Raw genomic sequence first — 11,022 nt, 5'->3', positions numbered from 1 at the left:
CACGGTCGTCAGGGTGCCACAGGCACAGGCGTCCGCCGCCGTGGCGGATGCGCTTCGGCGGACGGGAGCCCGTTCGCTGGTGGTTTCGCTGGGTTGTCCCGAGGGCCTGGTGCCTGAGGGCCCGTGGACTAGGCTGTCGGACGTTCCGCCTCTGACTGTCCGGTAGCTCGACGACGCGGACGCCGTGGTCACCGGCGTCACCGTGGCCGTCGCCGTCACGGGCACGGTGATCCTTGACGGCAGTACCGGACAGGAGCGCCGCGCTCTGACACTTCTGCCGGACCAGCACGTCTGCGTTGTCTGGGCGAGCCAGATCGTCGGTGATGTGTCGGCCGCGCTCGCGCGCCTCGATCCGCTCCGACCCCTGGTGCTCGTCTCCGGTCCCTCGGCCACGAGCGACATCGAACTGGACCGGGTGGAGGGAGTGCACGGACCACGCGTTCTCGACATCGTCGTGATCGATGACTCATTCCCCCATGCCCTACCGATACATCCTATCTATAGTGAGGAAGATCTGGGCGAGTCGGTTATATCTCCCCCACTTAATGGCTCTAGACATAGGATGTTTCTCGATCTATTGTCGCCTCGACTGGTTGGCGCAGCGTCCCCGACGCCGCCGCTCGTCCCGCAGGCGGCCTTCGTTCCCGCCCGCCCGTTCACAGGAGTTGCTGTCATGTCGTCCGCCGCACCCTCATCACCCCGCATCACGGCCCTCGAGGTCCTGGACGTCCGTTTTCCGACATCCGAGCACCTGGACGGCTCGGATGCCATGAACCCCGAGCCCGACTACTCGGCGGCCTACGTCGTCCTGCGCACCGACGCCGGCGACGGGCTGGAGGGCCACGCCCTGGCCTTCACCACCGGGCGGGGCAACGACGCGCAGGCCGCCGCCATCTCGACGCTCGCCCCGCACGTGGTCGGCCTGTCCGTCGAGGAGGTCTGCGGCGATCTCGGAGCCTTCTCCCGCTCCCTTGTCCACGACCCGCAACTGCGCTGGCTGGGCCCGGAGAAGGGGGCCATCCACATGGCCACCGGCGCCGTCGTCAACGCCGCCTGGGACCTGGCCGCCAAGCGCGCGGGCAAGCCCGTCTGGCGATTCCTGGCCGAGATGTCGCCCGAGGAGCTCGTGGCCCAGGTCGACTTCCGCTGGCTGAGCGACGCCCTCACCCCCGAGGAGGCCCTGGAGATTCTCAAGCGTGCCGAGCCGGGCCGTGAGGAGCGCATCGCCCGCCTCCTGGAACGCGGTTACCCCGCCTACACCACCACTCCGGGCTGGCTCGGCTACTCGGACGAGAAGCTGGCCCGCCTCGCCCGGGAGGCCGTCGCGGACGGCTTCACGCAGATCAAGCTGAAGGTCGGGGCTTCGCTGGAGGACGACGTACGCCGCCTGCGCACCGCCCGTGCGGCGGTCGGCCCGGACATCCGCATCGCCGTCGACGCCAACCAGCGCTGGGACGTCCAGCCCGCGATCGACTGGATGACGGCCCTGGCGCCCTACGACCCGTACTGGATCGAGGAACCCACCTCCCCCGACGACATCCTCGGCCACGCCGCCGTCCGCCGGGCCGTGGCCCCCATCAAGGTCGCCACGGGTGAGCACGTGGCCAACCGGGTCGTCTTCAAGCAGCTCCTCCAGGCCGGCGCGGTCGACATCGTGCAGATCGACTCCGCGCGGGTCGGCGGCGTCAACGAGAACATCGCGATCCTGCTGCTCGCGGCCAAGTTCGGGGTGCCGGTCTGCCCGCACGCCGGCGGGGTCGGCCTGTGCGAGATGGTGCAGCACCTGTCGATGTTCGACTACGTCGCCGTCTCCAGCACCACCGAGGACCGGGTCATCGAGTACGTCGACCACCTGCACGAGCACTTCGTCGACCCGGTCCGCATCGCCGACGGCCACTACCTGGCGCCCACCCTCCCGGGACTGAGCGCACAGATGCACCCGGACTCCCTCAAGGAGTACACCTACCCCGACGGCCCCGTCTGGCTGGCCCGTGTCTGACAACGCGCGCCCCGGTCTCGTCGACGCCCACCACCACGTGTGGAACCTCGACCGACGCCCTCAGCCCTGGCTGGACGACCCGGGCCACGAACCGATCCGCCGCTCCTTCGACACCGGCAACCTGCGCAAGACCGCCACCCAGACGATCGCGGGACGCCGGCTGGAGCGAACCGTGGTCGTCCAGTGCGTGACCTCCCTGCCCGAAACCCGTGAGCTGCTGGCCCTGGCCGACGTCGAACCGCTGATCGGCGCGGTCGTAGGGTGGGTGGATCTGACCTGCCTCGACATCAAGGACATCCTGGACGGACTGGGCGCCAGTCCCGGCGGCACCCACCTGCGAGCCGTCCGGCACATCGTGCAGGCGGAGCCGGACCCCGACTGGCTGCAGCGCCCCGTCGTGGAGTCCGGGCTGCGCGCCGTGCGCGACCACGGGCTCGGCTACGACGTCCTGATCCGCAGCCACCAGCTGCCCCAGGCGATCCGGCTCGCCGAAGCCATCCCCGACCTGGACATCGTCCTCGACCACGCGGGGAAGCCACCCATCACCGGCGGCGACCTGACCGACTGGGAAGGACAGATCCGCCTGCTGGCCAAACACCCGCAGGTGCGCTGCAAGGTGTCAGGTCTCGTCACCGAGGCCGACCACGCGAAGTGGACCGTCGCCGACATCCGGCCGGTGTGGGACGTGCTGCTCTCCGCCTTCGGCCCATACCGGCTCATGTTCGGCTCCGACTGGCCGGTCTGCGAGCTCGCCGGCGGCTGGAACCGCTGGGCCGTCACAGTCGAGGAATTCCTCGCCGGTCTCTCCGCGAGCGAGACCCGGGCGATCCTCGCCGGCACCGCGACCGACTTCTACCGGCTGCGGCCCCGCTGAGGACCCGGTCCGCGGACGAACCGGAAGCGCCCGCCCTGCAGCCACCCCCACTCACCCACCAGCACCCGCGCCGAAAGGACCTCCAAGACGATGACACGCGCCGTCCGCTACATCGCGGCCCGCACCCTGGACACGGCCCTCGTGACGAGTCCGCTGCCCGGCCCCGGAGAGGTCGAAGTGGCCCCGGCCTACGTCGGCATATGCGGCACCGACCTGCACATCTTCCACGGCGACATGGACGCGCGGGTCCACGCGCCCACCGTCCTCGGACACGAGATGTCCGGCCGGATCGTACGGGTGGGACCCGAGGTGGAGGGCTGGCAGCCCGGCGACGCGGTGACCGTGATGCCGCTGCGCTGGGACGACAGCTGTCCTGCCTGCCGGGCCGGCCATCAGCACATCTGCCAGCACCTCGACTTCATCGGCATCGACTCGCCCGGCGCAATGCAACAGCGCTGGATGGTACCCGCCGCAACCCTCCTGCGGCTGCCGGACTCGGTCGCCCTGGACCGGGCCGCACTCGTCGAGCCGACGGCGGTCGCCGTGCACGACGTGGGCCGGGCCGAAGTGCGCGGCGGGGAACGGGTCGTCGTCGTCGGCGGCGGACCGGTGGGTGTCCTCATCGCGCTGGTCGCGCGCGCCGCCGGTGCCGAGGTCCGGGTCGTGGAGCTCAGCGCCCATCGCCGCCTGCTCGCCGAGAAGCTGGGCCTGGCGACCTGGGACCCCTCCGCGCAGAACGTGCCCGAGCTGGTCCGGGAGTGGACCGGCGACGCGGGGGCGGATGTCGCCTTCGAAGTGTCGGGGGCCGCCGCCGGGATGGACACGGCGGTCGAAGTCCTCGGCGTCCGGGGCCGGTTGTGCCTGGTCGCCATACATCCCCAGCACCGCGAGGTGAACCTGCACCGCTTCTTCTGGCGCGAACTCACGCTGGTCGGCGCCCGGTTGTACGACCGGTCCGACTTCGAGCGAGCCGTGACGCTGGTCGCGGACGGCACGATCCCCGCCGAGCAGCTCATCAGCAAGGTGGTGCCACTCGCCGAGGCACCCTCGGCGTTCGAGGCCCTGGAGTCCGGAGGCGACGTGATGAAGATCCTGGTGGACTGCACCGACGAGGCCGAGGAGGCCGCCGTATGACCGCCTTCGACCTCACCGGCAGGCTCGCCGTCGTCACCGGGGCCCGGCGCGGCATCGGCCGGGCCATGGCCCGCGCGCTCGCCGAGGCCGGCGCGGACGTCATCGGCGTCAGCGCCTCGCTGGAGGAGTCGGGAAGCGACGTCGAGAAGGACGTCACCTCCACGGGCCGCGCCTTCGAGGCGATCCGCACCGACTTCGCCGACCGGGAGGCCGTACGAGCCCTGGGCGCTGACCTCGCCGGCCGCACCCGGCCGGTGGACATCCTGGTCAACAACGCGGGCACCATCCGCCGCGCCCCCGCAGTAGAACATCCCGATACCGACTGGGAGTTGGTGCTCCAGGTCAACCTCAGCGCGCAGTTTGCGCTGACCCGGGCGGTCGGCGCGGCGATGGTGGCCCGCGGCCGGGGCAAGGTCATCTTCACGGCGTCGCTGCTCAGCTTCCAGGGCGGGATCACCGTGCCCGGTTACACCGCCGCCAAGCACGGCATCGCCGGTCTGACCAAGGCGCTGGCGAACGAGTGGGCCCCGCACGGCGTCAACGTCAACGCCATCGCGCCCGGCTACATCTCCACCGACAACACCCAGGCCCTGCGGGAGGATCCGGTACGCAGCAAGGCGATCCTGGACCGCATCCCGGCCGGCCGCTGGGGCGACGCGGACGACCTGGCCGGCGCCACCGTCTTCCTCGCCTCGGACGCCGCCGCCTACATCCACGGCACCGTCTTGCCCGTCGACGGCGGATGGCTCGGCAGGTGAGCACCGACCTGACCGCCGCCCTGTCCGGGACCCGGATCCTGCCCGTGCTGACGGTGCCGGACGCCGGCACGGCGGCTCCACTGGCCGAGGCACTCGCCGCGGGCGGCGCCCGGTGCGCTGAGGTCACCTTCCGCACCCCGGACGCCGAAAAGGCGCTGCGGGCGATGGCTGAACACGGTGGCCTCACCGTGGGCGCGGGCACGGTCCTCACCCCCGAGCAGGCGGAGCGGGCGGTCGCGGCCGGGGCGCGCTTCGTACTGTCGCCCGGCTTCGACGCGGAAGTTGTGGACACATGTCGGGACCTGGGTGTTCCGGTCGTGCTGGGCATCGCCACCGCCACGGAACTGATGCAGGCCCTGCGAGCCGGACTCACCACCGTGAAGCTGTTCCCGGCCGAACCTCTGGGAGGCACGTGGCTGCTCCAGGCTCTGGCGGCACCGTTCCCGCAGGCCCGGTTCGTGCCGACGGGTGGCATCGGGCCCGCACACCTGTCCGTCTACCTCTCTCATCCAGCGGTCCTCGCGGTTGGCGGCAGCTGGATGACCGCCGCCGGTCACCTGGAGCGCCGGGACTACGCGGAGATCCGGAGACTGACGGCCGAGGCCATGCAGAGGAGCGCGGCATGACTGGGAGGGGACCGGAGGTGGTCGCCCTCGGCGAGGTGATGTTGCGCTTCGACCCGGGCGAGGGCCGGATCCGCTCCGCCCGTACCTTCCAGGTCTGGGAGGGCGGCGGCGAGTACAACGTCGTGCGCGGCCTGCGCCGCTGCTTCGGTCTGCGGACGGCCGTCGTCACGGCTCTCGTGGACAACGAGGTGGGCCGCCTCACCGAGGACCTGATCCTGCAGGGCGGAGTCGACCCCTCGCTCATCCGCTGGGTTCCCGCCGACGGCATCGGACGCACCGCACGCAACGGCCTCAACTTCGTAGAACGCGGCTTCGGCATCCGGGGAGCCCTCGGGGTCAGCGACCGCGCCAACACCGCGGTGTCCCAGCTGCGGCCGGGCGACATCGACTGGGACTCCGTCTTCTCCACGGGCGCCCGGTGGTTCCACACCGGCGGCATCTTCGCGGGGTTGTCGGACGCCACGGTCGAGGTCGCCGAGGAGGCGATGACCGCCGCCCGCCGGCACGGCGTGACCGTCTCCTACGACCCCAACTACCGCCCGAGCCTCTGGGCCGGCCGGGGCGGCCCGGAGCGGGCGCGTGAGGTCGACCTCCGGCTGGCGCGGCACGCCGACGTCGTGGTGGGCGCCCTGGGCTTGGCGGGCGAGCATCCCGGAGCGGTACGCCTCGGTGCCGACGAGGTGTCAAAGGCATTGCTCGAGGTGGCAGATCGGGTGCCCGGTGTGCGGGTGCTGGCGACGACGCTGCGGGGCGTGCCCTCGGCGGGCGTCAACGACTGGACCTCGGCGGCCTGGTCGGCGCAGACAGGGTTCGTCACGGGCCCCGAGATGCCCGGCCTGCACGTACTGGACCGCATCGGGTCAGGTGACGGGTTCGCCGCCGGCCTGATCTACGGCCTGCGCACCGGGACCGGCCTGGAGCGTGCCCTCGCGTACGGCACCGCCCATGGCGCGCTCACCATGACCACCCCCGGCGACGTGTCCATGGCGTCCCTCGCCGAGGTCGAGGCGCTGGTGGGCGGCGTCTCTGCCCACGTCCGGCGCTGAGCGACAACACACCACCAACACACCACCGACGTCCCGGGGAGGGCGCCTTGCATCGCAGGAAGATCACCAACACGCCCGTCGAGCTCACCGAGCTCGGTTTCGGGGCCGCAGTCATCGGCAACCTCTACCGGGTCACCCCGGCCCACGACGCGACGGGCGCCGTCGAGGCCGCCTGGGATTCGGGCATCCGGTACTTCGACACCGCCCCCCACTACGGGCTCGGCCTCTCGGAGCGTCGGCTGGGGGTGGCCCTGCGGGACCGCCCGCGCGACGACTACGTCATCTCCTCGAAGGTGGGGCGCCTGCTCGTCCCCAACGACAAGCCGCGGGGCGTCGACAGCGAAGGCTTTGCCGTGCGGGACGATCTGCGGCGGGAGTGGGACTTCAGCCGGGACGGAGTACTCCGCTCCATCGAGGCCACCCTCGAACGCACGGGGCTGGACCGGCTGGACGTCGTGTACGTGCACGATCCGGACGACCACTGGAAGCAGGCGGCCGAGGAGGCCATGCCCGCCCTGGCGGACCTGCGTGACCAGGGCATCATCGGGGCCATCGGGGCCGGCATGAACCAGTCGGCCATGCTGGCGCGGTTCCTGCGCGAGACCGCCGCCGACGTGGTCATGCTGGCCGGGAGGTACAGCCTTCTGGACCAGTCGTCACTGGACGACGTCCTGCCGGCGGCGGCGGAGCACGGCAAGAGCGTCGTTGCGGTCGGCGTGTTCAACTCGGGCCTGCTCTCCCACGACCGGCCGGTGGAGGGCATGAAATACGACTACCGGGCCGCCCCGGTCGACCTCGTCGCGCGGGCGCGGGCCATCGCGGACGTGTGCGAGGAGCACGGGACGACCCTGCCCGCGGCAGCAATCGCGTTTCCCTTCACGCACCCCCGTATCATCAACGTCACTCTTGGCATGCGCGACGGGGACCAAGTCACGCGGAACGCCGCACTGCACAGCCGACCCGTCCCCAGTGGCCTCTGGGCCGATCTGCGTGCCCGGGGTCTCATCAGACCGGACGTGCCGGAGACGGACCTGCACGGAGAGGGGGAACGGTGTCATTGACGGACAAGGCCATCGAGCAGATTCGTGAGCTGATCCGGACCGGCGCCCTGCCTCCTGGCTCGAAGCTGCCCCCGGAAGCGGAGCTGGCGGCTCAGCTGGGGCTGTCCCGCAACCTGGCCCGCGAGGCGGTCAAAGCCCTGGCAGTCGCCCGCGTGCTGGAGGTCAAACGGGGCGACGGCACATATGTCAGCAGCCTGCAGGCGAGCGTGCTGCTGGAGGGCCTGGGCGGTGCCGTGGAACTGCTTCAGGCCGACGCGGGCGCGCTGTTGGACCTGATGGAGGTGCGGAGGCTGCTCGAACCGGTCGCCACCGGGCTTGCAGCCACCCGCATCACCGACGAGCAACTGGCCGAGATCAAGTACCACCTCGACGCCATGCGGGAGGCCCGCGACGACGTCGAAGTGCTCAACGCGCACGACGCGGCGTTCCATCGCGCCGTTGTCGCGGCCACCGGGAACGAGTCCCTGCTGGCACTCCTCGAAGGCGTCTCCGGCCGCACGCTTCGCGCCCGGATCCGGCGGGGCCAGGCCGACGCCCGGGTCGCCGCCAGGACCGTCACGGAACACGAGGCGATCTTCGAGGCGCTGGCCGGCCGCGACGCCTCACTCAGCCAGGCGGCCGCGCTGCTGCACGTCAGCAGCACGGAACAGTGGTTGCGGGAACACATAGAGTCCGGCGGCTTTCCCTCCGGCACCCCCGCGAAATCCGGCTGAGAGCGGACAGGGCACTCCCGGAGCTCGGGACGGCCGGAGTCGCATGACGGGCGGGATCTCAGACCAGGTGTCGGACCACTGCCTCGGCGACGGCCTTGGCGCTGCCGGGATTCTGCCCGGTGATGAGGCGGCCGTCCTCGACGACGTAGATGTCGAAGGGCTTCTTCGCGGCGCTGTAGGAGGCTCCGAGTTCTTTGAGCCGGTCCTCCAGGCTGTAGGGGACGGCGTCCGCCCGCTGGGCGAGTTCCTCCTCCCGCCAGGAGAAGCCGGTGACGTTCCTGCCCTTCACCAGGGGCTCGCCGCTGCTCAGAGTGACGTCGAGCAGGCCGCACGGCCCGTGGCAGACGGCCGAGACGATCCGGCCGGTCTCGTAGAACCGCGCGATGAGCGTCTCCAGCGCCTGGCTCTGGTGGAAGTCGAACATCACGCCGTGACCGCCGGTGAGGTAGATGGCGTCGTAGTCGTCGACGTCGACCTCGGTTACGGCCACGGTGTCCTTGAGTTTGTCCATGAACAGGCGGTCGGTGTATCGCTTGTCGGTGCCGAGGTCGCCGAGGACGGTGTGGGCGAGGCTCTCCGGGTCGAGTGGCACGGGTCCGCCCTCGATGCTGGCGATGGTGAGTTCGAATCCGGCCTGTTCGGCGACATCGTAGAAGTGTGTCAGTTCACCCAGCCAGAGACCGGTGCGGTATCCGACCTTCTCGTACTCGCCGCTGCTGGTGACGATGACGAGGATGCGGTTCGTGCGGGGCATGGGGTTCCTTCTGTCGAGCGTGGTTTGACAGTGAGGCGGGGCCTCCCGGAAGGGCAACGTTGTTCCGGCGCGAACAGGCCCTGCTTTGTTCAGAGTCTGACATCGCGGTCGGTCGAGTCGATCCGGGAAAGATCTGTTCCGTCAAGCGGAAGGTGCACCGGTGAGGACTTCCACCCGGCCGGTGTCGAGTGAGTAGTAGGCGCTGACGACGGCCAGGTCGCCCTTCTTTACGAGCGGGGCGAGGTCGGCGTTGGACCGTAGGTCGGCGGAGGTCTGCTTGGTGTGGATGCGGATCATGGCGTCGACCGGGTCGGCGTGCTTGGTCTTCTCCGTCTGCTCGTACGCGGGCCGCAGCGCCTCGGCGATGGCCTGCAGGTTGCCGGGCAGCGGCTTGTTGTCCTTCAACGCCTTGTATGCGGCCTTGACGGCGCCGCAGCGCTGGTGCCCGAGTACGACGATCAGAGGCGTCCCCGACGTCATGGGTCCGTACTCGACGGAGCCGGTGACCACCGGTCCCACCACCTGCCCGCCGGTACGCATCACGAACAGGTCGCCGAGCCCGGTGTCGAACAGCAGCTCCGGCGGCACACGAGAATCGATGCAGGACAGGATCACGCCGTAAGGATCCTGCTCCTCGGCGACAAACTGACGCTGGCTGGGGTCCCGGTCGGGGTGCAGCAGCTTCCCGTCCACCCAGCGCCTGTTGCCATCCATCAGCCGGGCGAAGGCTGCCCACGGCGAGTCAGGCCGATCGGCCGAAGACGAACCCTGGGTACTCGCGGACGGCGAGGAGGTCTTCGCTGCATCCGCATTCGCCGCGTTCTCCGTCTTTGTGCTGTCCGTCTTCGACGAGCAGCTGGAAAGCGCGGCCACGGTGGCCACCAGTCCTCCGGTAAGTATGGATCTGCGCAGCGGCTGTCCAACCGTGCCCATCAGCGTTTCCTTCCGTTCTGTATGTCTCGTGTGGGGGAATATGAAGGACGTAATAAATGCGGGAATGCGTCCATGAATATGAATGCAAAGTTGTCTCGACTGCGAAATCTGGGTGCACAACCGATGGGTAACTGACGAAAATTGTGACCGAGGCCTGTCCATCCGAAGATGGTATTCCCATGGTGCGTCGGCTTGTCTGGCAAAGGCGTGTATCGAGCCGCGGTACTGAGGGCCTGTTCAGGGCCCAGCCCCAATGTAGGAGTGATTTCTCAGCCACCCCCGGTACCCCGGAAGTGAATTGGGAGGCGGCGATTGCTACTGGAGTACCAACGGTCCCCATCCGGAAGACCCTGACACGGGATGCCACCCATTGGTTTTCGGCGCAATCGTGCGCAGTTTCTCCTTGGCGATCCGAACCGTCAGCGTCTGCCCGATCTGTCCCTTGCTCAGGAGTGTCTTCCAGATGGTGGCGAACTGGACCTCGACAGGCGAGGCACGACACCGCGTTCTCGCGTCGCGGACTAACGCGCGACAGACGGGGTGATGCTGTCGGGCGCTGGTGCGTCGGCCAGCAGGGCAAGGCCGATGCCGAAGCTGCCGCTCGCTCTGTATTGTCCGGTCCGCGATCAGGTTTATGGCCCAAGCTCGAGTAAGCGGACACGGCACCGGACGACGTCCGCGCCTAGCTTCGCCTCCTGAGTCGACCGCAGCAGATCACACGCTGCGCGGGCCTCTGCGACTGGCCCGCACTGTCCTACCGAGCATCGCGTGACCATCCGCGCCCTGAGTTCCACGGGCGTTGACCCGATCGCCGCAGCTCAGATCCTGGTCAGCTGGTCGCATCGGGGATGGTTTCGCTCCGAGGCAGCAGCCTTCGTATCCTTCGCTGGCGTCGCTCCGATCCCGGCCTCCTCCGGTCTTACCAGCAAGCGCCGGCTGAACCGAGGCGGCGACCGTCAGCTGAACCGCACGATGCACACCATCTCCCTGATCAGGATGCGACTCGATTGCCACGAACACGTACGTCGCCCGCCCTAGTTGTATTGATCACGAGCGTTGTTGACAGTCGCCGGGCTTGATCATGGCGAAGACCTCCGGTGTGGTGGAGCTGTCTAGGACTGCAC

11 protein-coding genes and 1 pseudogene are annotated in these 11,022 nt (G+C 69.4%); 10 read left to right on the top strand and 2 right to left on the bottom strand.

The annotated features are described in order from the left end of the window. Positions 1 to 184: 184 nt before the first annotated feature. The 9 genes and pseudogenes from OG852_RS50810 to OG852_RS01250 all read left to right on the top strand — a co-directional run. Positions 185 to 448: pseudogene (locus OG852_RS50810) on the top strand (LUD domain-containing protein); the annotation flags it as partial. Positions 449 to 673: 225 nt separating this feature from the next. After that, positions 674 to 1,999: an L-fuconate dehydratase gene (locus tag OG852_RS01285; protein ID WP_330346850.1), complete on the top strand. Its 1,326-nt coding sequence runs from the start codon at positions 674 to 676 to the stop codon at positions 1,997 to 1,999. After that, entirely contained in the window at positions 1,992 to 2,873 is an 882-nt protein-coding gene (locus OG852_RS01280; protein WP_133917992.1) for an amidohydrolase family protein, read from the top strand. Before OG852_RS01285 ends, OG852_RS01280 begins: the two co-directional genes overlap by 8 nt. A gap of 90 nt (positions 2,874 to 2,963) precedes the next feature. Next, on the top strand, positions 2,964 to 4,007 hold the full coding sequence (locus OG852_RS01275; RefSeq protein WP_133917991.1) for a zinc-dependent alcohol dehydrogenase: 1,044 nt from the start codon (positions 2,964 to 2,966) through the stop codon (positions 4,005 to 4,007). After that, complete coding sequence (locus OG852_RS01270; RefSeq protein WP_133917990.1) at positions 4,004 to 4,765, top strand: SDR family oxidoreductase; 762 nt, start codon at positions 4,004 to 4,006, stop codon at positions 4,763 to 4,765. Before OG852_RS01275 ends, OG852_RS01270 begins: the two co-directional genes overlap by 4 nt. Further along, positions 4,762 to 5,391, top strand: a complete 630-nt coding sequence (locus OG852_RS01265; protein WP_443064495.1) for a bifunctional 4-hydroxy-2-oxoglutarate aldolase/2-dehydro-3-deoxy-phosphogluconate aldolase — start codon at positions 4,762 to 4,764, stop codon at positions 5,389 to 5,391. The genes OG852_RS01270 and OG852_RS01265 overlap by 4 nt, the downstream gene beginning before the upstream one ends. Then, on the top strand, positions 5,388 to 6,437 hold the full coding sequence (locus tag OG852_RS01260; protein WP_133917988.1) for a PfkB family carbohydrate kinase: 1,050 nt from the start codon (positions 5,388 to 5,390) through the stop codon (positions 6,435 to 6,437). The genes OG852_RS01265 and OG852_RS01260 overlap by 4 nt, the downstream gene beginning before the upstream one ends. 47 nt (positions 6,438 to 6,484) lie before the next feature. Beyond that, on the top strand, positions 6,485 to 7,498 hold the full coding sequence (locus OG852_RS01255) for an aldo/keto reductase (RefSeq protein WP_133917987.1): 1,014 nt from the start codon (positions 6,485 to 6,487) through the stop codon (positions 7,496 to 7,498). After that, on the top strand, positions 7,489 to 8,211 hold the full coding sequence (locus OG852_RS01250; RefSeq protein WP_133917986.1) for a FadR/GntR family transcriptional regulator: 723 nt from the start codon (positions 7,489 to 7,491) through the stop codon (positions 8,209 to 8,211). The genes OG852_RS01255 and OG852_RS01250 overlap by 10 nt, the downstream gene beginning before the upstream one ends. A 58-nt stretch (positions 8,212 to 8,269) precedes the next feature. On the opposite strand, the gene OG852_RS01245 is transcribed toward OG852_RS01250, so the two are convergent. Together OG852_RS01245 and OG852_RS01240 are read right to left on the bottom strand one after the other, a co-directional pair. Beyond that, positions 8,270 to 8,965: a type 1 glutamine amidotransferase domain-containing protein gene (locus OG852_RS01245; protein ID WP_133917985.1), complete on the bottom strand. Its 696-nt coding sequence runs from the start codon at positions 8,963 to 8,965 to the stop codon at positions 8,270 to 8,272. 141 nt (positions 8,966 to 9,106) lie between these two features. Continuing rightward, positions 9,107 to 9,898 (bottom strand): carbonic anhydrase, encoded by a 792-nt coding sequence (locus OG852_RS01240; protein WP_208117406.1) that lies wholly within the window; start codon positions 9,896 to 9,898, stop codon positions 9,107 to 9,109. A 768-nt stretch (positions 9,899 to 10,666) separates the two neighbouring features. On the opposite strand from OG852_RS01240, the gene OG852_RS01235 reads away from it, so the two are divergent. After that, positions 10,667 to 10,936, top strand: coding sequence for a transposase (locus tag OG852_RS01235; RefSeq protein WP_443064494.1), 270 nt, complete (start codon positions 10,667 to 10,669; stop codon positions 10,934 to 10,936). Positions 10,937 to 11,022 lie beyond the last annotated feature (86 nt).

The organism is Streptomyces sp. NBC_00582, from assembly GCF_036345155.1.
Classification (GTDB): domain Bacteria; phylum Actinomycetota; class Actinomycetes; order Streptomycetales; family Streptomycetaceae; genus Streptomyces.
This window is presented reverse-complemented; position numbering and strand designations above follow the sequence as displayed.

Coding starts and splice junctions, on each gene's coding strand:
- OG852_RS01285 (WP_330346850.1), top strand. CDS start 674: ATGTCGTCCGCCGCACCCTCATCACCCCGCATCACGGCCCTCGAGGTC.
- OG852_RS01275 (WP_133917991.1), top strand. CDS start 2,964: ATGACACGCGCCGTCCGCTACATCGCGGCCCGCACCCTGGACACGGCC.
- OG852_RS01270 (WP_133917990.1), top strand. CDS start 4,004: ATGACCGCCTTCGACCTCACCGGCAGGCTCGCCGTCGTCACCGGGGCC.
- OG852_RS01260 (WP_133917988.1), top strand. CDS start 5,388: ATGACTGGGAGGGGACCGGAGGTGGTCGCCCTCGGCGAGGTGATGTTG.
- OG852_RS01245 (WP_133917985.1), bottom strand. CDS start 8,965: ATGCCCCGCACGAACCGCATCCTCGTCATCGTCACCAGCAGCGGCGAG.
- OG852_RS01240 (WP_208117406.1), bottom strand. CDS start 9,898: ATGGGCACGGTTGGACAGCCGCTGCGCAGATCCATACTTACCGGAGGA.